15 protein-coding genes are annotated in these 23,359 nt (G+C 41.9%); 4 read left to right on the forward strand and 11 right to left on the reverse strand.

Features of this window, described 5'->3' with window-relative positions; translation table 11 throughout:
* Window positions 1-148: 148 nt before the first annotated feature.
* Window positions 149-2,311, forward strand: a complete 2,163-nt coding sequence (locus tag ACK8HY_RS06965; protein ID WP_077432729.1) for a S46 family peptidase — start codon at window positions 149-151, stop codon at window positions 2,309-2,311.
* A 100-nt stretch (window positions 2,312-2,411) separates the two neighbouring features.
* Here ACK8HY_RS06965 and ACK8HY_RS06970 read toward each other — a convergent pair whose 3' ends face one another.
* Window positions 2,412-3,584 (reverse strand): MalY/PatB family protein, encoded by a 1,173-nt coding sequence (locus tag ACK8HY_RS06970; RefSeq protein WP_077432728.1) that lies wholly within the window; start codon window positions 3,582-3,584, stop codon window positions 2,412-2,414.
* Window positions 3,585-3,830: 246 nt separating this feature from the next.
* On the opposite strand from ACK8HY_RS06970, the gene ACK8HY_RS06975 reads away from it, so the two are divergent.
* Window positions 3,831-4,217: a diacylglycerol kinase family protein gene (locus ACK8HY_RS06975; RefSeq protein ID WP_077432727.1), complete on the forward strand. Its 387-nt coding sequence runs from the start codon at window positions 3,831-3,833 to the stop codon at window positions 4,215-4,217.
* Here ACK8HY_RS06975 and ACK8HY_RS06980 read toward each other — a convergent pair.
* The 10 genes from ACK8HY_RS06980 to ACK8HY_RS07025 form a co-directional block, all read right to left on the reverse strand.
* A complete protein-coding gene (locus tag ACK8HY_RS06980) occupies window positions 4,197-4,664 on the reverse strand; it encodes a hypothetical protein (RefSeq protein ID WP_139350982.1) in 468 nt (155 codons plus the stop codon). The two genes, ACK8HY_RS06975 and ACK8HY_RS06980, sit on opposite strands and share 21 nt — an antisense overlap.
* Window positions 4,665-5,317: 653 nt before the next feature.
* The gene (locus tag ACK8HY_RS06985; RefSeq protein WP_254846156.1) at window positions 5,318-7,051 is read right to left on the reverse strand and encodes a thiamine pyrophosphate-dependent enzyme; all 1,734 of its coding nucleotides are present in this window, start codon (window positions 7,049-7,051) and stop codon (window positions 5,318-5,320) included.
* A gap of 258 nt (window positions 7,052-7,309) precedes the next feature.
* Window positions 7,310-9,091: a DUF4091 domain-containing protein gene (locus ACK8HY_RS06990; RefSeq protein ID WP_077432724.1), complete on the reverse strand. Its 1,782-nt coding sequence runs from the start codon at window positions 9,089-9,091 to the stop codon at window positions 7,310-7,312.
* 74 nt (window positions 9,092-9,165) lie between these two features.
* Complete coding sequence (locus ACK8HY_RS06995) at window positions 9,166-9,948, reverse strand: zinc-dependent peptidase (protein ID WP_416133207.1); 783 nt, start codon at window positions 9,946-9,948, stop codon at window positions 9,166-9,168.
* 1 nt (window position 9,949) lies between these two features.
* Window positions 9,950-10,705, reverse strand: a complete 756-nt coding sequence (locus ACK8HY_RS07000; protein WP_139350980.1) for a hypothetical protein — start codon at window positions 10,703-10,705, stop codon at window positions 9,950-9,952.
* 63 nt (window positions 10,706-10,768) lie between these two features.
* A complete protein-coding gene (locus tag ACK8HY_RS07005; protein ID WP_077432722.1) occupies window positions 10,769-12,052 on the reverse strand; it encodes a glucose-1-phosphate adenylyltransferase in 1,284 nt (427 codons plus the stop codon).
* A 6-nt stretch (window positions 12,053-12,058) separates the two neighbouring features.
* Complete coding sequence (locus ACK8HY_RS07010; RefSeq protein WP_077432721.1) at window positions 12,059-13,471, reverse strand: glycogen synthase; 1,413 nt, start codon at window positions 13,469-13,471, stop codon at window positions 12,059-12,061.
* An 84-nt stretch (window positions 13,472-13,555) separates the two neighbouring features.
* On the reverse strand, window positions 13,556-15,514 hold the full coding sequence (glgB, locus tag ACK8HY_RS07015) for a 1,4-alpha-glucan branching protein GlgB (protein WP_416133208.1): 1,959 nt from the start codon (window positions 15,512-15,514) through the stop codon (window positions 13,556-13,558).
* A 2-nt stretch (window positions 15,515-15,516) separates the two neighbouring features.
* Window positions 15,517-17,976 (reverse strand): glycoside hydrolase family 31 protein, encoded by a 2,460-nt coding sequence (locus tag ACK8HY_RS07020; protein WP_077432719.1) that lies wholly within the window; start codon window positions 17,974-17,976, stop codon window positions 15,517-15,519.
* Between the two features lie 142 nt (window positions 17,977-18,118).
* Complete coding sequence (locus ACK8HY_RS07025; RefSeq protein WP_343558763.1) at window positions 18,119-18,592, reverse strand: DNA starvation/stationary phase protection protein; 474 nt, start codon at window positions 18,590-18,592, stop codon at window positions 18,119-18,121.
* Between the two features lie 149 nt (window positions 18,593-18,741).
* Here ACK8HY_RS07025 and ACK8HY_RS07030 point away from each other — a divergent pair, with 149 nt between their 5' ends.
* Complete coding sequence (locus tag ACK8HY_RS07030) at window positions 18,742-20,430, forward strand: RluA family pseudouridine synthase (protein WP_416133209.1); 1,689 nt, start codon at window positions 18,742-18,744, stop codon at window positions 20,428-20,430.
* A gap of 301 nt (window positions 20,431-20,731) precedes the next feature.
* A complete protein-coding gene (locus ACK8HY_RS07035; protein WP_416133210.1) occupies window positions 20,732-23,329 on the forward strand; it encodes a DUF5686 family protein in 2,598 nt (865 codons plus the stop codon).
* Window positions 23,330-23,359 lie beyond the last annotated feature (30 nt).

A 23,359-nucleotide genomic window follows, 5' to 3' on the forward strand; every position in this document is an offset into this window, starting at 1 on the left:
TTGCTTTCCCGTACATATTACACAATAAATACCTTGCCAAAAAACAAGAATTGATAGACTATTATGACAATAGTTGACCGAAAAGTCGGATTCATCAAAAAGCTTTTCTTAAATTTGGAGATTTACAACAGTTGATATAAAAAAAACCATGAAGTTTATACATCATACGACAATTGCACTGGCGCTATTATTATCGGCAACAAATATCCCACATGGTATAGCGAATCCAGATGAAGGAATGTATCCATTGAGCGATCTAAATAGAGCTGGATTAAAGAAAGCCGGATTAAAGATCAGTGAAAAAGATATTTACAACCCCGGTCAGGTTGGATTAGTGGATGCCCTCGTTCAGGTCAGTGGATGTACTGGATCATTCGTTTCCAATCGTGGCCTGATTATTACCAACCATCATTGTGCGTTTTCAGCAGTGCAGCTGGCCAGTACAGCCATCAACAATTACCTCAAAAATGGTTTTGTGGCACAAAATCAGGAACAGGAGATTGAAGCAAAAGGGTTAAAAATCAGAATTACCGACTCATACGAAGACGTATCTGTTAAAATATTAAATGCTGTTGCCAATATCAGTGATCCCGTAGAGCGTATTAATACAATTAAAAGAAAACAAGAGGAACTTGTCAAACAGGCTGAAAAAGAAGATCCTACAATCAAAGCCGAAGTGTCCGAAATGTTCATCGGTAAAAGCTACGTGCTGTTTCGCTACAAAACAATAGAGGATGTACGCCTGGTATATATACCACGTCAAAATATTGGCGAATTCGGTGGTGAGACTGACAACTGGGTATGGCCACGCCACACCGGCGATTATTCTTTCCTTCGTGCTTATGTGAGTAAAGATGGAAAATCTGCCCCCTATTCCAAAGATAATGTGCCCTACCAGCCTAAAAAACACCTAAAAGTCAATCCAAATGGCGTAAAAGAGAATGACTTTACCTTTATCTTGGGCTATCCGGGAAAAACATTCCGGCACCGTCCCGCACAATATATTAAGTACCAACAAGAATACTTGCTGCCTTATGTTTCCGATCTCTACGACTTCCAGAATAAACAGATGGAAGAAGCGGGTAAAGATAATACAGATATCGCGCTCTCTTTAGCAACGCGCATCAAACGCAACGCCAATGTACTCAAAAATTACCGCGGGAAGCTCAAAGGATTGCGCGGCATTGATCTTCTTTCAACTAAAAAACAAGAAGATGAAGCACTTGCCGCCTTTATTTTAAGCAAACCTGAACTTAAAGATAAGTATGGTAACCTGTTAAACGATATCGCTGCCTACTATCAGGTTAGTGACCAAGACGCGTTGAAAGAACTTTGGATTAATAATATCTATAACAGCACAAGCTTACTGAAAGTTGCCCGCGATCTCAATACCTTAAAAGTGGCAATGGGTAAAGAGCGCTCTTCACATGCCGCAAAACAGTTATTCGACTATAATGTCGAACAGCTTAAAAAAAGTATTCAAGAAACTTACGAAAGCTACAACAAACAGGCTGACCAACGTATTTTTGGGAAAATGCTTGCCGACGCTGCTGCTTTCCAGGGTAAAAATCAGATCACAGCCATTCAAAAGCTCCAATTGAATAACGAATCAGCCAATCAATTTGCAACACAGATCATCAATGGTAGTAAGCTTACCGATCAAAACTATATCTTAAATACCGTTTTGGCCGATGCAAATGCCCTACAGCAATTTGATGATAAACTGTTAATTCTCCAAAATGAACTGAACAGCGATATTGTTATTTTTGCTGCCGAACAGAAAAGACGCGAAGGCGTGTTAAATAAACTAATGGGTGACTATGTAGCGGTCAAGGAAATTTTTCAGGCCAAAAACTTTATTCCGGATGCCAATTCCACCTTGCGCTTGACTTATGGACATATCAAAGGTTATGCTCCGGCAGATGCCACCTATATGAAACCATTCACCAGCATTGAAGGTATTATCCAGAAAGGAAACCTCGGTCTGCCTGAATTCGACTATCCGCAGGAAATCAAGACAGCGTATCTCAATAAAAATTTTGGTCCCTACCTCAAAAAAGACCTGGGATCGGTTCCTGTCAATATACTCTATGACATGGACACGACCGGTGGCAACTCTGGTTCGCCGATCATGAATGCAAATGGGGAGTTAATCGGCGTAAACTTTGACCGTGCTTATGATGCAACAATCAACGATTTCGCATGGAATGAAAGCTACAGTCGGTCCATCGGTGTAGATATCCGTTATGTGTTATGGGTAGCCGATAAAATTGATAATGCGCATTTTATTTTGAAAGAAATGGGTATATAATCCCTTTGCGTAAAGTAACTACTACAACAAAAAAGCACCTGAATCATTTGTTTAGGTGCTTTTTTTTATCGTCACTATGGCTTATAAAATTATACAAGCATTATTTTTCCATCAAATTCTGCAGCACCTGTTTCAACCGATTTAATCCCTCCTCTAAAATTGGTCTCGCACAGGCAATATTCAAGCGGATAAAGGAATCACTTCCTTTTCCATACATCGCTCCAACATTCACCTGTAAGTGGGCTTCCTGCAGGAGCAACTGTCCCAGCTTCCGGCTGGAAAGATTTAAAGCCGAACAATCTAGCCAAACCAAATAGGTACCTTCCAGGGGAACAATTTTCAGGAAAGGCAAATGTTGAGCCACGTAATTTTTTACATAAACATAATTATGATGAACATAACTCAAAACTTGCTGCAGCCATTCCTCACCATGTTGATAGGCCGCTATTAAACCAGTTATCGCAAAAGGACTTATACTGGCGATCTCATTGACAAGAAAAGCCTGCTGCACCTTTTTGTTCAGCAGTGGATCCGCGACAATAACCGTGGCGACTTGCAGGCCCGCCAGATTAAAGGTTTTGCTCGGTGCCATGCAAGTGATGGTATTCGCCAGAAAGGCTGGATCAATCGTTCCAAAAGGAATATGTCGATACCCCTCATAAACCAGATCGCAGTGGATCTCGTCCGAAACAACCAGTACATTGTTTTTTAGACAGATTTCACCCAATTGCTCAAGCTCCGCTTTTGTCCAGACCCTACCCGCAGGGTTATGTGGGCTGCAGAGAATAAAGAGCTTTACCTTTGGATCACTTGCTTTCCTTTCAAAATCCACAAAATCAATGGTATACTTTCCATCTTTGTACAGTAGATCATTGGAAACAACTTCACAGCCATTACGTTCGATCGACGAAAAAAAACAATGATACACAGGTTCCTGTATCAGCACTTTATCCCCCGTTTCGGTCAATGCGGCGACAATTGCCGACAGTGCAGGTACCACACCTAAAACCGGAAGTATCCACTCGCGCTGCAGTTGGAAACCATGTTTACGGCTAGACCAGTCCGCTACTGCTTGATAAAAAGCATCCGGAACTCTTGCATAACCATAAACTGCATGTTGCACACGTTCGCTCAGCGCATTAATAATTTCGTTGGATGCAGGAAAGTCCATATCGGCAACCCAGAGTGGAATTAAATCCGCATAATCCTGCTGATTCCATTTGACCGAATCCGTACCCCGACGGTCAATTATTTTATCAAAATTGTAGATCATAAAGCAATTTACTCAAAAATACCACGTACTTCCAACAATACTTCTGAGAAAATAGGAAGTAAAAAAATTGTCGAGACAAGCTGCCACGGCCCTGACAACTGCAGGACAGCGCGCGTTCAGGATCACGGCCATTCGCAAAACGTTCCTGACCACTGTTATTATCAGAAGTCAGCACATAAACTGAAATTAAGGGCGGTCAAAAATCAAGGGAAAGATTATATTTACATAAAATATAGCATATTGACTATGGCCCAAAGCAACTTTTCATGGAAAGCAAGAATCCGAAGTTTTGGTTATGCCTTCAATGGTTTAAAAATCGTCTGGCGGGAAGAACACAATTTCAGGGTACATCTCCTAGCCGCAGTATTGGCAATCGCACTTTCCTGGGCCCTCCGGATAAGTCCTTATGAATGGTTAGCCGTTGTCTTTTCGATCGGTTTTGTTCTTGTCTGCGAATTACTGAATACAGCACTGGAAAATCTAGCTGATTTTGTCTGCCCCGAAAAAAATCCCAACATAAAAAGGATCAAGGACATCGCAGCTGCAGCCGTTATGCTGAGTAGCTTAACGGCCTTATTAATTGGACTGCTTATATTTGTTCCTAAACTGCTATCATTGGCTCACATGTTCTAAGGCAAATTTTTCGTCATAGCTCAATTTATCCGGGGCAACAAAAGACATCTTCCCTCCTTTTTCCTCCATGTTTCCAAAACCTTCGACTGCCCTGTTTTTGGAAAATTTAAAAGCAACCTGCCGAACAGATTGTTGCCCTTCCGAGGCAAAAGTATAATCAGCTAACACTATACTGTCCTTTAACACCCCATCAATATGGCCTATATTGCGGTCTTTCTCTTTCCATCTGTAACTCAGGTCGCCGTGCACCCGGTTACCGTCGATCGCAATGGTCAGCGAAATTGTGTCACCATTTTTGAGGTATTGATACTTTCCCGGCTCAGCAACTGCGGCAATAGTTGTTGCTGTATCCCGGTTCAATTGCACCTGGTCGCCTTGCTTTTTACCACTTTGCTGACAAGCGACGGTAAAAAGCAGTAACGATAATCCAATATTGATTACTTTCATGCGAATAATTATTTTTCTTAAATATACACTGACAAGCTGCAAAATCAGCGCCAATGGGAATTTATTGATGAACTGATGCGTACCTATAAACGAGCTATTTCCTCTGCTCTGCTCATTCTTATCAATAGCAATCAAAACAATATATTGTTTTAAATAACTAACATTTAAACTTTTGAAATTCAGAAAACAAAAATTGCCGCAATATTGTTTATAAGTTAGCGACTGATAAAATATTAAAAATAAACAATTTAGTAACAATAAAATTATTCACAGCATATTGTAAAGCTAATTTTTATTAGTAAATTGTACATTATAAAATTCAGAAATTCTTAACCAATATTAGTATGAAAGATGTAAGCTTTAAGAAATTTGACAGTGGGTGTACATCCCTCACTAAATTATCCATTGAAACAGATTTGGCTATTATTGTAAAAGAGAATGTTTCTACTTCTTCGGAATCGAAAATAGAAAAACTTCGACGCTGTAAAGAGGAGTTATTGAAGAGCCTTTGGTTTGTTCAACGCCAGTGTTGATCGGTAATTCACAAAATTCAATCAATAGTCCGAATACCTTATTTTTCCTAAACAGAAAGCCTCTCCAGTTATTTTAAATTGGAGAGGCTTTTTTAATAGAATGCTGCTGATCTACGCGAATCAGAGTGATTTCAAATGTTTATAATTCGACTTAATGGTATCCCAGACCTCCTCTACATGGCCGGATAGCATTAATTTAGCCATACTTTCGGTCATTCCTTTCATTTGGCTGAATGATATTTTGGGTGGCATAGCCAAGGCATTGGGACTGGTATAAATATCCACGAGTACAGGTTCGTCCGTTATGCCGAAGGCCTCACTCAGTATTCCGTCTACCTCCTCAGGTCGGGTCACCGTAAATGCACGGATTCCCATCGCCTGCGCTACCATTGCAAAATCTGGGTTGACCATATTGGTTTCCTGATCTTTTAAACCGGCAACCTGCATCTCCAATTTAACCATCCCGAGTGAACGGTTATTGAACACAATCAGCTTGATCGGCAAATTATATTGTTTTATCGTCGCAAGATCACCCAGCAACATCGAAAGGCCGCCGTCCCCGCAAAAGGCTATAATCTGTCTTTCGGGATGTGCCAATGCCGCTCCTATAGCCATTGGCATTGCATTCGCCATGGATCCGTGATTAAATGAGCCCAGCATTTTGCGATCCCGGCGTTGATTGATATAGCGTGCTCCCCAAACACAGGACATCCCTGTATCTACTAGAAAAATAGCATCATCGCTTGCTTTTTGATCAATTGTATGCGCCACAAATTCTGGCTGAATAGCACATTCACTGCCCGGGTCTTCGACATAGATCATCAGATCTTCTTTTACCTTCTCATAGGCAGCCAATTGTTTTTCGAGAAAATTAGAATCAGTTCGTGCTTCCACAAAGGGTAGGACAGCTTTCAACGTGTGCTCAATATCTCCCACCAGGCCATAATCCACAATCGATCTTCGACCGAGTTTCTCGCCCTCGATATCAATCTGAACAATTGTTTTATTGGTGGGTATAAAATCCTTGTAAGGAAAATCTGTCCCCAGCAGCAGGATCAGATCCGAATGGTGCATACTCTGAAAGGCAGAGGCTGTCCCCAAGAGCCCTGTCATTCCAATTTCGTTGGGATTATCCCGTTGAATATCCAGTTTGGCCTTAAACGAATAACCTACAGGTGCCTGAATTTTTTCAGAAAGCTCCACAACTTGTTTTTGGGCCTTTCTGGCTCCTACACCGCAGAATAAAGTCACTTTATCCGCTTGGTTGATATATTGAGCCAAACGACCGATTTCAAGTTCCGATGGCCTGATCTGTGGTTCGGTGAAAAATACCTTTGCCGAAGTGTTCATATGCACAGCCTCCATTTCGGAAACATCTCCCGGCAGACCGATAACGGCAACATCCCGTTTCGAAATCGCTTGTTGTAAGGCATTCTGCACCATCCGTTGCACTTGTTCAGGTCGGGTGATCATCTGATTATAACAGGAGCAGTCGTCAAATAATTTGATTGGATTTGTCTCCTGAAAATAATCTGTACCAAACTCATAAGTAGCACAGGTCGAAGCAATCACCAACATTGGCACACGTGTTTTATGTGCTTCATACACTCCATTGATCAGATGTACATGGCCGGGGCCACTACTTCCCGCACAGCAGGCAATGCCCTGCAGATCCGCTTCGGCCGTCGCTGCAAATGCACCGACCTCCTCATGCCTGACGTGTATCCATTGCATGCTCCCATCCGCATGCACGGCCTCATTGAAAAAGTTTAAACTATCCCCCGTTACGGCATAAATACGCTTAATTCCCGCATCCTTTAAAATACCAACGATCTGCTGTGCTACATTTTTCATACCCATATGATGATTTAGAATTTTGATAAGGCGATGATACGCTGAATACGTTATCGCTTCTTTATAACAACAATATTGAATAACAATGGTTTTGGATATTCCACTATTCGACAAAAGGTACAGACGGATGGATCGGCAATTTTTATACCCCAACACGAGATGACAGGCTATGGCTTTTTAGAAAACCTTGCCTCAAAAAAATAGGCTGCTCTCCTGATACCGGAGAGCAGCCTATCATTCAACTATAGGATCGTCTAATTATTTGATCTTATTGGATAATTCACTTACAAAAGCTTTGGCATCATTGAGATCCTCATTCCAGGCAGCATAACGTCGAGATTTTTTTAATTTAGCGATTTTTGCATTCAGCTTGGCCAAATTCGCCTGATCATTGGATTTTTCCAACTTTTCTTTCAGAATATTTACTTTCGTGTAATCCTGGATCCCCTCCAGCATACGCTCGTAACGGATAGAGCTACGACCTTGCGGATAAACAATATACGTATCTCCGGCAGGCCATGTACGGAATCGTGAATCTTGCATTGGATTGGCTACCCAGGAATTAAAGGCCCAACGCAGTGCACCGTCAAATCCCGCAGCCAGTGCGTACCAAGCCATATAGGTCGATTCCGCCGGATCGGAAAATGTAAATTGGTTCGGAAACTCATCTGAACAGCAAACATAAAATGTAGTGATATACCCTTTTTTACGTCTTTCAATTAAATCATTTTGATCGAAAGGATCCCCTACAGCAACACTGATATCGGTACTTTTTTGATAACGCTTATAACTTTTATGGTTGTCCGCAAAAGCAATTCCAAATTCAGGTACCACACGTTCTAAAAGTTCCACCGCTGGATCCATTTGCTCCTGTGCTCGCTCATCCATTGCAATATTGGTAATTTTCAACCAGCCTTTGGCGCTGACATGTTTACTAAAATCTTTTAAGAAAGGTGTCCATAGCTCCTCAAACACAGGCGTGCCGGGTTTTGCAACCACATTGACCTGTTCATTTTTTGCTTCATCGAAATAATGTACCTCATTGTTCCAGGGCAGTAAAGAGTAACAATTGATCTGTTTGTTAATTCCCAGATCCATCATAAATTGAACCCATCGGTCAAATACCGCATAGTTATAGCTCCAGGATCCATCTTTTGCTTTCTTCCAGGTGATCATATCCGCATAGGGATCATAGGTCTGTACATTCCAGGCATCCTTATTTAGGGTTGCTGTGATGACTTTCTGACCAGCAGCAGCCAGCTGCTTCATTGTTGGCTTTAAGGCTTCAAAATGCTCATCACTCCACATCTTAACATTATTGACCCGCGCTACAGCCGATGGGTGTTGCCACTGATCCAAATGGAATGACCATTGTGAAGCCGGCGGTAATACATGCTCCTGAACATTCACAATCAGATCCAAATTCTGTACGACCTTACCTTTTTGTTTAACAGCAATGACTGTCTTATATTGACCTGCCGCCGCTCCAGCAGGAACTTTTACCGTAATCCAGACTGGACGTACGCGCTTGGCCTCAAGATTATAGCTTTTGACATCATCGAGCATATCGGCAGAAAGAGCAGCTTTAAAATCTTCGGGTTTACGATAGCCACAACCCTCCGCAAATTCATCTGTCATCACATAACGAACAAATCGTGCCTGCACCGCATCGGCGGAAATGGTTTTCCCGGTCCTTGACCTTAGCTCGCCCGTCGAAATGACAACATCCGGTGCTGCTGCGCTTGTCCACAGGAGCATTTGTGCCGATACCTGCTCCCCTTTCCAGGCATCCACCGTATTGTTAGGCTGGACAGCGATATTCGGGTTTAAAGATTTCGGAAAACGTTTATCGATAGACACAAACGATGCGTGCAAACCCGGTTTAACATTTGACCAATCGGAAAGCGTATCTCTTGTCGGATCTGCCATCTCAGTAAAAGTCGTTCCCACAGCATAACGCCCCTGGGAAAAACCTTGATTATTGCCGCAAAATAATAGACATGCGCATGCAATAGTAGAATAAATAGTAGTTTTAGGCATAACAGTTGTAATTAACAAAAAAAGCAAACATTTTCTGTTTGCTTTAAAAATACTAAAATTTTATTTATCTCCGCTTAACTTTGCTCAAAAATTTTAGAAAGTGCAGTATAAAGCTCCGGATGGTTTTTCTGAAATTTTGCTGGATTTTCAAAAAAGTATTCTGATGCGACAGCAAAAAATTCCCCGGGGTTGGTCATACCATAGGTATCAATATCCGATTGGTGCTGCTTTATCTTACTAATTTCCGTACGTATTAAATTCATAAAAGGAATAACAGCTGCTTTGTCCAACAAATAAGTCGGAACACCATCTATTGTGCCATCGCTTTTATCAATAAGGTGCACAAATTCATGAATCGCTGTATTCTGACCATCACTTGGATTTTGAAAACCATATTCTAATGCTGCTTTAGACAAAATCATCTGTCCGTTCATGGCTCCTTCCCCCACCATTCCCATGATATTCCGGTCTGCATGACCTTCAAATTGATAATCAGCATTGAAATGGGCGGGATAAACCATAATATTGGTCAGGTTTGGATAAGTCCATTTCTTGAAAGCAAAGATCGGAATAATTGCGCTGGCCGCAATAAGCATATAATCTTTCAGTTCTAAGACAACCCCCACGCCCTCAATCTTGACCGTATCCAAAAATGACAGACAGCGCGACTCAAATTCCTGTTTATCTATGCTAGAGAGCTGCCGGTAATAAGCAACCTCCTTTTCGAGGATATCCTTCCCCTCATCACTCAGGACGCGTTTAATAGCCTTGTTGTTTTTCGCAGTACGATTTAACAAGTAATAGACAACATAGATGGTTACCGGTACAAGTAGTATAATAAAAATCTTTCCTAACATATTATTTTATCTTTATCCAACGGGGATCTCTGGCCTGCAAATTACGCAAAAAGCCTTTAAAATGAGATGTGCCAAATAAGATTAAAATTTTCTGCTGCGGAGCGTCAGCCACAAGAGAAGCTAGATTTTCTTCCCGTTGTTGCATGATAAATTCTTTATCAAACTTATTCTTGAGTGCTGTTTTTATGGGTTTGCAACCATAGGGTGCATTTAGCGGAGTATCGTAGTCGCAGGCATCGAGCTTTATGGTACCATAGCGGTATTCAAAATCGTCCAACAGCTTATTCTTTGGAATATCTGCATTCACAGCGGTTTCGTAATTAACCAGAAAAAAAGAGTAATCTGGCTGACTGATGATACGTTGTCCCAATTTACGGTACAGGGGCGCCCTCAGTACTTTTGATGTATCTCCGGGAGTTTCAATGCATTGTTGCAAGCCAAGGCGGTTGCCGGTCAGTTTTCTGAATTTTCGATCATATAGATCTCGTTGTTCGGCGCTATCCACCCTGTAGGCAATACTTTCATAAAAAACAACATAACCCGATTTTTGGAGAGAGTCTACCGCGGCCTGGATCTGATCATAATATACACGCGTTCCCAAATGCCGCATCGGGATATATATAATGCGGCGGTCACCGTTATGAAGTTCAAATCTTCGCGAAGCATCTCGTAACACGCCGGTGCTCTGTACCATTAAAGAAGTATCACAACCGGCAAATGTGATCAATAAAAAAAGAAGGGAGATAATCTGTTTCAAAGCATTTTTTTATTACAATAACATGCAATTATAACAATATATTATCTCCCTTGTTTAATAAATTTATACGGTGGCCAGCCCGATTGTCGTGCCACTTGGGATAACAGCATTTTTTTTGATCACCACAATACCATCGCAGACTGTGTACGTCTGATGATTGGCATTCAACAAATGGGGACCGCCATTAATGCGGACATCATTTCCGATACGACAGTTTTTATCCAGGATCGCATTTTCGATATAACAGCGTTCACCTACCCCAACGATAGGCATATTTTTTCTTTTCGCTTCATCCATATCCGAAAAATCCTCGTAATAGTCGGACCCCATCATATAAGTTCCCCGTACGACTGAACCAATACCAATACGTGAACGTACACCGATCACCGAGCGGTCTACCTTATCGGCATGGATAATACATCCATCAGAGATAACCGAATTAATCAATGTCGTGCCCGAAATCTTAGAAGGAGGCAACATACGTGGCCGGGTAAAAACCGTATTTTTATCAAATAGGTTAAAGGCTGGAATATTATCCGTCAGCCCGATATTCGCTTCATAAAACGACCCTATTGTTCCAATATCGGTCCAATAGCCTTCATACTGATAGCTGAGTACTTTGATATTTTCAATCGCATCCGGAATAATCTCTTTTCCAAAGTCCATTCCGCTATTTTCTTCCAACAGACGCTTGAGTACACCTTTACTGAATACATAGATCCCCATGGAGGCCAGGTATTCCCGCCCCTCCGCCTTCAAGTGATCGTTCACTTCCGAACTCCAGTCCAGCAACTGCTCACTATTGGGCTTCTCGATAAACGATGTGATGTGGTTGTGTTCATCCGATTTAAGAATACCAAAACCTGTTGCATCTTTGCCATTGACAGGAATGGTCGCAATTGTCAGATCACCTTCATTCTGTACGTGAAAGTCCACCAGCGCATCAAAATCCATCTGATAAAGCTGATCCCCCGATAAGATCAAAACATAATCGTAATCTATGCTTGCCAGCTTCTTGAACGATCTACGCACGGCATCTGCGGTGCCTTCAAACCATTTGTCACCATCATTCGTCTGTTCGGCCGCTAAAATATCGACAAAACCCTTACTAAAAATACTGAAGTTGTATGTATTTTTTATATGGGAATTCAGCGAGGACGAATTGAACTGTGTCAACACAAAAATCTTATTGAATCCCGAATTGAGACAATTCGAGATGGGAATATCAACCAAGCGATATTTTCCTGCAATAGGAACAGCTGGTTTAGACCGTTGGTCGGTCAACGGATATAGACGTGAACCCCTTCCTCCGCCCAAGACGATAGCTACTACATTGTGATGTGACATATCAAATTAAATTAATTGGTTATATAGACTTATATATTTCGCTGCGGATTTATCCCACGAAAAATCCAAACTCATTATTTTGTGTTGGTTGTCCTCAAATTTGGACCTATTTTCATAATACTCGACAGCGCGGATAATAGCTTTTCTGATATCAGCCACCTCAAGCGTGTCAAAACCAACACCATACCCATCGTTTTCCAGATCGATGACCGTATCTTTTAGGCCACCTACACGGTGTACGATCGGCAAGGTCCCATATTTCATGGCATAAAGCTGATTGAGCCCGCAAGGTTCGACCCGCGAAGGCATCAAAAGAAAGTCAGCACTTGCATAGAGCCAGTGTGCAAGATTTTCATCATAACCAAAGAACACATCAAAATTTTCTACCTTTTCCTCGACGAGCATTTTTACCCGTGCCTGAATCGCCGGATCTCCAGCTCCCAGTATAAATATACTCAATCTGTCTGAAAAATTTTTGGTTAGATCCAAAATTATATCCGGTAATAAATCAGCTCCTTTTTCAGCGGCAAAACGTCCGATAAAAACCAATAAAGGAAGGTCTGGATTAATTTTATACTGCTGCGCCAGAGCCTGCTTATTTTTTAGTTTACCGGCAAAGGCCGAGGCAAGATCATAATTTTCAATCAGGGTATAATCTTTGCCGGGGTCCCAGATATCCCAATCAATTCCATTGACAATCCCGACCGACTTGTTTCGTTCATCGTAAAACAGATGCTGTAGTCCGTTAGCTTCCACATACAATTCTTCAAGATACCCCTCCGAGACCGTCGTATAGGCATCACAGCACTTGATCAGTGCTGCAAGTGGATTGATCAAACCGTCCCAGTCCAACAGCCCCCATTTCCAGCTGTCAAATCCAGGCAATAAAATCGCTTTGCTCCAGTGTGTCCAACCCTGATACTGACCGTTGTGAACAGTCGCTACCGTCTTTACATCGGCAAGGAAATTATATTCATTGCTGTATTTCATCAAAAAAGGCATTAAACCCACATGATGATCATGGCAATGCACGATATCAGGTACAATTGCTTTTTCCTTAAACCAATTTAACACAGCATGCTGAAAGGCAATAAACTGCTCGCCCTCATCCGGATAGCAATAAACCTCCCTGCGATCCAGTTTGCCAGGAATTTTAATCAGATAGAGTTCAAACCCCAATATATTGTCTTTTTCCTTGAAAACACTATAATGCAATAATTCGGATCCTTGAAAAAAAGTTCCTTCATGAATCACATCGAAGGAGTGTTGCTGAACAAATGGACGGTCGTACCAAGGCATGATAACAGCTGCATCCACACCAAGTTTAGTTTGATACTTAGGCAATGCGCCGACCACATCTGCTAGACCACCAACCTTGGCTATTGGATAACATTCGACACTTAAATGAAATACTTTCATTGGTACATATTTTTTCCCATCGTTCAGATGGAGCTTATGTTATTTAAATTTATTTTAATCAACTTCTACTACGAGAACAGCATCTTAGACGGGAATACGTTCCGCTGGCTTTACAGGAACAGTTTCTCTCAGCTCCTTCTTCCGCTTAAGGATATACCCCCCGAGTGGTGGAAGATCGACCTGGGCCGACTGTGCACGGTTCATCCAATGCAGGTGTTCCGTTTCCACATGTTGACTGCTGACTCCTGAACCAAAATATGCAAGATCATCCGAGCTCAAAACCACTTCCCATACGCCGGCATAAGGCAGTCCGATACGAAAATGTTCACGGACAACAGGCGTCAGGTTAATCACAACCACCGTATCATCCCAGGAGTCAAACGCCTTACGCCAATAAACCAAGATTGAATTTTCACGGTCACCGGCATCTATCCATTCGAAGCCCGAGGCATCAAAAGCCTTTTGATAGAGACTGGGTTGTTGCTGATAAGTTGCATTTAAATCGGCCACGAACCTTTTCATCCCTTGATGTGGCATAAATTCCAGCAGATGCCAGTCGAGTGACTGGTTCACATTCCACTCAGACGTTTGCCCAAACTCTCCCCCCATAAACAACAATTTCGTTCCTAAGAATGTATACATAAATAAGTATAAGGCCCTTAGATTGGCGAATTTCTGCCACTCATCTCCAGGCATCTTATAAATTAGAGGCTGTTTTCCATAGACGACTTCATCGTGCGAGAGCGGGAGCATAAAATTCTCATGAAAAGCATATACTGTTGCGAATGTGATGCGATCGTGATGGTACTTCCTGTTGATCGGATCTTCCTTAAAATAATCCAGGGTATCATGCATCCATCCCATCATCCATTTCATCCCAAAGCCCAGTCCACCTGCATAGGTCGGCTTACTCACACCCGGCCAAGAGGTTGATTCTTCGGCAATGGTCTGTACGTCGGGAAAATGCGCATAAACAGCTTCATTAAATTCCTTCAGAAATTGTACCGCCTCCAGATTTTCATTACCGCCGAATTCATTCGGAATCCATTCACCGGCATTCCGGCTATAGTCCAGATACAACATCGAAGCAACGGCATCCACACGAAGCCCATCGATATGAAAACGGTCCAACCAATAAAAAGCATTACTGATCAGGAAAGAGCGCACCTCATTACGGCCATAATTGAAAATATACGATTGCCAGTCCGGATGGAAGCCCTTTCGTGGATCTTCGTGTTCATAAAGACATGTGCCGTCAAAGCGATGAAGTCCATGCGCATCGCCAGGGAAATGTGAAGGTACCCAATCCAATAATACCCCAATTCCCGCTTCATGTAACGCTTCGATCAGGTACATTAAATCCTGTGCAGAACCGTAACGCGAACTCGCTGCAAAGTAGCCCGTGATCTGATATCCCCAGGAAGGATAATAAGGATGCTCCATCAGTGGCATAAATTCTACGTGCGTAAAATTCATTTCCTTGACATAAGCAACGAGCTGCACAGCAATCTCCCGATAGTTCAACAAGGTGTCCGGGCTCTCCGGATCTCTCGCCCATGAGCCCAGATGCAGTTCATAGACCGACCAAGGTTGATCCAGTCTATTTTTTACAACACGCTCCTTCATCCAGTTTCCATCATTCCATTCATACCAATTAGAATGAACAATGGATGCCGTTTTGGGTGCTACCTCCCATCTGAATGCGAAAGGGTCACCTTTCTCAAGCTCTTCTCCGGAAGAGGATTGAATACAATATTTATAAGTTTCACCATTGGCAATGCCTGGAATAAATCCTTCCCAGATGCCACTTGTATCCCAGCGGACATTTAAAGGGTGGCTCCCTTTGTCCCAGAAATTGAAGTTTCCCGTTACGGAAACGGATTTTGCATTTGGGGCCCAAACCGCAAAATAAACGCCTCTTTCACCCTCTACTTCCAGTTCATGCGAACCAAATTTTTCATACAATTTGAAATGCCTGCCCGACTGGAACAGAGCAACATCAAATTCCGAAAAAAGACTATGCGGTATTACTTGATTGGCCATGTTTAACCCTCTATCAATATGTTTTCAAATTCACGTGCGACATTAATCCAATATCGCCCCTGTTCATCCTGTTGTATTTTTGTATCGATTCCATCTGTTTTCACTTTTTTAACTGCAAATGGCAAACCTATTAACTGGAGCTTATACTCTTCGTATCTTTCGGTAAATAATCCATCACGGGTCTGTTTGATCGACAGGGAATCTTTTAATCCGGACACTGTAAAGCATTTTTCCAAATAGATATCCTGTTCATATGCGAATGTGTCTCCATGATCAGAATACACATATGAACGGTGTACCCCTTCCGAAAAATAGATATTCAACTGTAGTTCTTCGACCTTCTTTTCACCTGTGTATTGCATGACCGGGTATTCTGGGATGACAGAACCGCCACGGATAAACATCGGCATTTCATCCAGCGGAGTTGCAATGGTATGCTCTTTTCCGCCAACATAAACCTCATTATTGAAGTAGTAGAACCAGTCTCCGGCAGGCAGATAAACCACCTTGCTCGTCTGACCGGGCTGCAACACAGGCGACACCAATATCTTATCGCCAAAACAGAATTCTTCCTCGCGCTGCCAATTCGTAGGAATATGCTGCTCCACCATTGAAATCGGACGCAAAATCGGATACCCATATTTCGTTTGCTCCCAAAAACAGGTGTAGATATAAGGCAAAAGTTTGTACCGCAGTTCAATAAACTTTTTATTGATTTTCTCCCAGTCCTCACCGAAACTCCAAGGTTCGCGATCACGGGTATCCCCCGCTGAATGCACACGCATAAACGGAGAAAAAACACCAAATTGCATCCATCGTGTGAACAGTTCCCCATCTGGCTCCCCGGTAAAACCACCAATGTCCGTTCCACAGAAAGACATTCCTGAGGTAGACAAACGCTGCAACTGCAGGGTACCTAGTTTGAGGTGTTCCCAACTCGCTAAATTATCCCCGGTCCAAACCGAAGAATACCGCTGCGTTCCTGCATAAGCCGCTCGTGTAATGGTAAATGGACGTTTGTTTTTATACAATTTCTTTAAGCCGTCATAGGTAGCACGAACCATTTGCATGCCATACACATTGTGCGCTTTTCGGTGCGATCCACGATGCCCATCGTATTGATGTCTGACATCATCCGGAAAAGTCCCACGGCCAAAAACTGCCGGCTCATTCATGTCATTCCAAAAGCCTGCGACACCATCTTCTACCAGCCCCTGATATAAGGTTCCCCACCACTGTCTCACTTCGGGGTTGGTAAAATCAGGAAACTGACAGCGCCCGGGCCAGACAAAGCCTTCCATAAAATAGTCATCCCCACGGCGACAGAAATATTTATTCTCTTTCCCTTCCCGAAATACCCAATAGTTTTCATCCACCTTAATACCCGGATCAATCATGACCACTGTCTTGAAGCCCTCATTGGCAAGATCAGCGATCATTTTCTTGGGATTTGGAAAATATTGTTTATTCCATGTAAAACAACGGTAGCCATCCATGTAATCAATATCCAGATAAATGGCATCACAGGGAATCTGTCTTTTTCTGAATTCTTCGGCTACCTTACGCACATTCGCTTCCGGATAATAACTCCATCGGCATTGATGGTAACCGATTGCCCAAAGTGGTGGTAAATAATGTGTTCCTGTCAAGGTATGGTACCTGCGGATCACGTCAATGATATGCGGTCCATGGATATAGTAGTATTGTAATTCTCCGCCCTCTGACCAAAAACTGGTTTTTCCCGGATCCTCAGCAGCAAAATCGAAATAGGTCTTAAACGTATTGTCAAAGAAAATACCGTAAGCTTCACCGTCCTTCAGTCCAATGTAAAAAGGAATGGTTTTGTATAAGGGGTCCTGGTCATAAGCAAAAGCATAGGTGTCCGAGTTCCAATTCTTTAATCGCTTGCCACGCAGATTAAGCTTAGTAGCCTTATCGCCCAGTCCATAAAATGCTTCATTTTCAAAAGCAACTTTAGTATTATAGACATAATAACCCCCAAAATCCGGGCTCTCCTCCCAATGCATCGGCGCCAAATCCGCGTTGAATAATTTACCCGCTCGATCGGAAAAGGAAATCAAAAAATCACTTTTATTGATGCGACAGGAAATAGTGTTGGTATGCACACTATAATGGTCTACCTCTTCTTTACATTGATGTATACTGACCCGATGGTCTTTCTTTGCCAGTGCATAAGAGAAATCCTCCAGAAAAGTCCCCTGTGGAGCAAGTCGAACACGCACGATCTCATCCGTTACGATTTTCACCTCTACTTTTGCCTTACCATCAGAAAAATAGTATGATTTGTCATTTTGATGATGGGATACAACTGACTCAAGGTATTTCTTTTCAATTTTAGGCAAATCCAGTACCGGATTATTCACATGATGCATACTTTCCAAAGTATCATCATGTTCTTCCTCGTTTAGTGTGGTTTGATTTAGGTTGTCGTCTTCAAGCATAGCTGTAATATATTAAAAGTTTCTGTAGGCTTAATTCCTCTTTAAGATAGAAAAATTATCCCGCGCCGGCAACAAAACATAAAAAAAAATCCCGTTCCTATACAGGAGCGGGATTGTTTATGTCAAATGGATCTCAACGCTGCTATTTTAAAAAATGAGCACGAAGCATCCAAGCCATTTTCTCGTGTTTTTCCAGTAAGCCCACCAAAAAATCTTCCGTACCATTATCCGCGGTATCACCAACGACAGCAATATCCGCCCGAATGGACATCGCAATAGACTCATGATCCGATAATAATTCCTTATAATAAGATTGACTATCTGTCTTCTCCGAGGTGGATTCTGTCAAGCGGGTTAATTTCAGGTATTTATCAAATGTACCTACCGCATAGTGTCCCAGGGTACGTACACGCTCCGCAACTTCATCAATAACTTCTGCCAACTCATCGTATTGGGACTCTAAAAATAAATGAGCAGCATGAAAATCAGCTCCTTCGACATTCCAATGCGCATTGCGTGTTTTCATATAGATAATGTGCTCATCGGCTAATAAGACATTGAGCAATTTCGCAACTTTTTTTAAGTCTGCATCTTTAATTCCAATTGAAGTTTTCATATTGTTTTTATTTGTTAACTATATCTTTTCATTGCTTAGTTAAATTTACCCAAAAAAGCAGGGAATACCAAAAAAACTAAGATTAAAATGTCATTTCAATAGCATAATAACCGTATTTTTGCCAACAAAATATTATTAGAGGGAAGACTGTGGGTACTTTAGACAACAACACTTATTTTCATGCATTCAAGGCGGATATTTCGGACATCGAACTTCCCCTGCGATTTACCTTTCCATTTTGCTATGAGCCACACCCACTAGCCATTGCTGCCGCGGAAGAACTTCAGGCTTACCTTGAGATCCAAAACGAATGGAAGCATAACTTTGGCCTTGGAGAAAATAATAAAGGGCTTGCCATAGGCAAGATGTTTGGCATACTGGTTGTCCGCGATCAGCAGCATCGGCTTGGGTATCTTGCCGCCGTATCCGGAAAACTTGCCGGCAGCAACAAACACCGCTATTTTGTCCCCCCCATATTTGATATGTTGGAAGAGGACGGCTTCTTTTTGAACGAAGAAGTACATTTAAATGCCCTCAATAGAAAAATTGAACTTCTTGAAAACAGTGAAGAGCTTGAGCGGACAAAACACAATCTCAACGTTTTAAAAGATCAATGGAACACACAGCTTGACCTGCTCAAAACAAAACTCCGAAATCAGAAAAAAGAACGCAAGGAAACCCGGACGAAATTACGTCCGCTCCTTTCGGATGAGGATTACGAAATACTGATGGACGATATGCGCAGCCAGAGCCTCAAGGACAAACAGGAGCTTCAGCGCTATCAATATGACATGCATCGGGCACTGGAATCGGAAAACCTTAAACTCCAAGGCTTGCTTTCTGACATTGCTGCATTAAAAGAAGAGCGTAAGATGCGATCCGGAAATCTGCAAAAACAGCTTTTTGAACAATATAATTTTTTGGACGCAACTGGGCAGCACAAGAATGTTGTTGCAATTTTTCAGGACTTTGACCAAAGCACGCCACCCGCGGGCTCCGGAGAATGTGCCGCACCGAAATTATTGCAATATGCCTACAGCAACAACCTTACACCCATAGCCTTGGCCGAATTCTGGTGGGGCTGCTCCCCTTCGTCCGAAATCCGCAGACATAAAAATTATTATCCGGCCTGCCGTAAAAAATGTGAACCAATCTTAGGTTATATGCTTCAGGGACTCGAGGTAGACCCCAATCCCATGCAACAGGAAACGACATTGCACACCGAACTTCCACAAATCTATGAGGACGAAGATATCATTGTTTTCAATAAACCGGCCGAGTTTTTATCCGTCCCCGGAATATATGTCAAAGATTCCGTCTACAATCGGGTACTCCAACGCTATCCCAATGCAGGTCCGATAATTATCCATCGACTGGATATGTCCACTTCGGGATTGCTGGTTGTTGCCAAAAATAAAGAAGCCCATCAATTTATACAGGATCAATTTATACGACATACCATAGCCAAGGAATATATCGCTTTGTTGGATGGTATCGTTGAACAGGAATCCGGGTTAATCGACCTTCCTCTGCGTGTGGATCTCGATGATCGGCCAAGACAAATGGTCTGTTACAGCTACGGCAAACCAGCCCAGACCAAGTGGGAGCGGATCTCAATCGAAGGTGATAAAACAAGAATCCGTTTCTATCCCTTAACAGGCCGCACACATCAACTTCGTATGCATGCCGTTCATCCAGAGGGACTCGCCACACCTATTGTCGGCGACGATCTTTATGGCAAAAAAGCGGATAGATTACACCTCCACGCAACTTTTATCAAGTTGATACATCCAAGTACCAAACAGGAAATCAGCTTTGAAATCCCACCTGAATTTTAACAGAATTGACTATATCGTTACAAAAGTCAGCAAATAGAGAAGCGGAAAATCATCGCGAAGTCAAAATGTGGGTTATAAATTATTGACCTAAATCAATATTTTACTACAAACACCTGAAAAACAATATCTTAAACAACAATCAAAGTAAAGCGATTCCCTATATTACATTACAATAAAATTTTAAATATTCTTAATTTTTTGTTTCCTTTGTTCACTGATTTTTTGATTTTAATACTTATAAAGTCAAAAATAAAGTAAAAACAAGAAAACAATTTTGAATTTTCAAGATTATAGCAATATAATGGAAGCTAAATTAAACGCAAAATCCCTCATAACTAAACTCTTTTTCTCGATAACATTACTGCTATCAGCATCCATAGCCCTTGCGCAAACCAAAACGGTTACAGGCACGGTCAAAGATGCAAAGACAAAGACTCCCATTGCTTACGCTACCGTGGCAGTAGTAGGCGCACCAGCTTCTGCCGGAACCTCCACCTCGACCAATGCCAATGGGGAATTTAGATTGGTATTTCCAACATCTTATGTTAAAATCAGAGCAAGTTATGTCGGTTATGACAATAAGGACGCTTTCGTAACCAATGACGCTGTGCAGTCAAAGGAAATTCTAATGGATGCCCAGGACAATATGCTGGAAGAAGTCGTTGTTAAAGCCAAAAAGAAAAAATACAGCAACAAAGACAATCCTGCGGTCGCGCTGATCCGTAAAGTCATTGAAAATAAAGAGAAAAACCGTCTGTCGGGACAACAATACGCCGAATTTGATCAATACGAGAAAATGTCCCTTGGCTTAAGCAATCTTTCGGAGAAATTTGTCAACAAAAAAATCTTTAAAAATTATCAATTTCTTTTTGAAACAGACGATTCAGCAAAAACGGCAAATAAATATGTATTACCGGCTTTTATCGAAGAGAAAATGTCCAAAGTGTACTACCGTAAAGATCCAAGCAAAACCAAACAATATATACTGGGTAATCAACGGGCACAATTTGACCCCAAATTTATTGATAATGATGGTCTATCGTCTTATTTCAACAAACTTTACGAGCAAGTCGATATCTACGACAATAATATCTCATTGGTCACCAATCAATTTTTGAGTCCAATTGCGAACTCCGCTCCAACATTTTATAAATTCTTTATTACCGACACCATCAAAACTTCTCAACCCTGGTTGGTTGAACTGAGTTTTGTTCCTCGCAATAAAGCAGATATGTTATTTAAAGGGCAGCTATATGTCACTTTGGACGGAAATTATGCGGTTCAGGGTGCGAATATGACCGTTGCCGATGACATCAACCTAAATTTTGTGCGCGATCTTCAGATTCAGCTTAAATTTGAGAAAGACAGCAAGAGCAGATTTTACCTCAAAACGAGCACTTTAGGCATTGACTTTTCACTGACAGAAAAAGGAATGGGGATCCGTGGTAGCCGGACGGTCGACTACAACAACTATAAAGTCGGCATTCAGCAACCTGATAGTCTATATGATGGTCCTTCTACAGTCATTGCATACAATATCGAGAATAAGAAAGCGACAAAATCCTTATTTGAAACACAACGCCCGTTGGCCCTGGCGCAGAATGAATTGAATATTTATCACAATATTGATACCCTTCAAAAAATTCCTTCATTCAGGACCTTTATGGACGTTGCGGCCTTACTTCTCTCGGGTTATAAACAAGCTGGACCGGTCGAAATCGGACCGGTGAACACCTTCTATAGTTTTAACCCTGTGGAAGGATTTCGCCTGCGTGTGGGTGGTCGTACCACGGAATCCCTGAGCAAACGTTTCTATGCAGAAACCTATGCTGCCTACGGATTCAAAGACCAAAAGTGGAAGTACTTTTTCAGTGGTACCTATGCCTTTAACAATAAGTCTGTATACTCCTTCCCGATGCATTATATCCGGGCTTCGTATAAAAAAGACACCAAGATCCCAGGACAGAAACTCGAATTTATTCAAGAGGACAACTTTTTGCTATCATTCAAACGTGGCGACAACGATCGCTACATCTACGAAACCAATTATGGTTTGGAGTATAAAAAAGAATTCTTAAACCATTTAACGATCGGTGCCGGATTTAATATCAATAAACAGTCCCCTGCAGGCAGTCTGACTTATCAGATGCTGGATGAAAATGGACAAAACAAATTGTTCAATGAGCTAAATTCAACCGAATTGTCTGTCAACTTTAGATACGCGCCACATGAGGAATTTTATCAGGGCAAAATCTATCGTACACCGATATTCAATCAATACCCGATATTCACGTTCAATTATACAGCAGGAATAAAAGGTCTGGCAAAAGGAGAATATAACTACCATAGTTTTAACGTCGGTGCATTCAAACGTTTTTACTTAAGTCAATTTGGTTTTGCTGATGTGACCGCTGAGGGTAACTACATCGCCGGAAAAGAGATTCCATTCCCCTTCCTGACGATCCACCGGGCAAACCAGACTTATGCGTACCAGTTAAACTCGTACAACCTGATGAACTTCCTGGAATTTGTCAGTGACCACAACGCCTCCATCAATGTGCAGTATTATATGAACGGATTCCTATTGAATAAGATCCCATTGGTCAAAAAGCTTAAATTACGGGAGGTCTTTAGTTTCAAAGGTGTTTATGGTGGTCTTCGCAAAGAAAATGATCCAGACGATCCAAATTATGGTTCTAAAGTATTTGCATGGCAACGCAATGCAGACCAAATCCAAAGTTCATATACATTCGGCTCTGAACCTTATATGGAGGCCAGTATCGGTTTATCCAATATCTTTAAGATTTTGCGTGTAGACTACGTCAAACGTCTGAACTATCTTGACCATGTTGATGCTCCAGCTTGGGGAATCCGCGCCAGAGTCAGGTTTGATTTCTAAGAGTTTCCGTAAATTTATATTATAATTTTG

The sequence above is a fragment of the Sphingobacterium sp. NGMCC 1.201703 genome, from assembly GCF_047784615.1.
In the GTDB taxonomy this organism is placed as follows: Bacteria; Bacteroidota; Bacteroidia; order Sphingobacteriales; family Sphingobacteriaceae; genus Sphingobacterium.

Excerpts from the sequence above, each read along its gene's own strand:
- ACK8HY_RS06965 (WP_077432729.1), top strand. The coding sequence starts at position 149 with ATGAAGTTTATACATCATACGACAATTGCACTGGCGCTATTATTATCG.
- ACK8HY_RS06970 (WP_077432728.1), bottom strand. The coding sequence starts at position 3,584 with ATGATCTACAATTTTGATAAAATAATTGACCGTCGGGGTACGGATTCG.
- ACK8HY_RS06975 (WP_077432727.1), top strand. The coding sequence starts at position 3,831 with ATGGCCCAAAGCAACTTTTCATGGAAAGCAAGAATCCGAAGTTTTGGT.
- ACK8HY_RS06980 (WP_139350982.1), bottom strand. The coding sequence starts at position 4,664 with ATGAAAGTAATCAATATTGGATTATCGTTACTGCTTTTTACCGTCGCT.
- ACK8HY_RS06985 (WP_254846156.1), bottom strand. The coding sequence starts at position 7,051 with ATGAAAAATGTAGCACAGCAGATCGTTGGTATTTTAAAGGATGCGGGA.
- ACK8HY_RS06990 (WP_077432724.1), bottom strand. The coding sequence starts at position 9,091 with ATGCCTAAAACTACTATTTATTCTACTATTGCATGCGCATGTCTATTA.
- ACK8HY_RS06995 (WP_416133207.1), bottom strand. The coding sequence starts at position 9,948 with ATGTTAGGAAAGATTTTTATTATACTACTTGTACCGGTAACCATCTAT.
- ACK8HY_RS07005 (WP_077432722.1), bottom strand. The coding sequence starts at position 12,052 with ATGTCACATCACAATGTAGTAGCTATCGTCTTGGGCGGAGGAAGGGGT.
- ACK8HY_RS07010 (WP_077432721.1), bottom strand. The coding sequence starts at position 13,471 with ATGAAAGTATTTCATTTAAGTGTCGAATGTTATCCAATAGCCAAGGTT.
- glgB (WP_416133208.1), bottom strand. The coding sequence starts at position 15,514 with ATGGCCAATCAAGTAATACCGCATAGTCTTTTTTCGGAATTTGATGTT.
- ACK8HY_RS07020 (WP_077432719.1), bottom strand. The coding sequence starts at position 17,976 with ATGCTTGAAGACGACAACCTAAATCAAACCACACTAAACGAGGAAGAA.
- ACK8HY_RS07025 (WP_343558763.1), bottom strand. The coding sequence starts at position 18,592 with ATGAAAACTTCAATTGGAATTAAAGATGCAGACTTAAAAAAAGTTGCG.
- ACK8HY_RS07035 (WP_416133210.1), top strand. The coding sequence starts at position 20,732 with ATGGAAGCTAAATTAAACGCAAAATCCCTCATAACTAAACTCTTTTTC.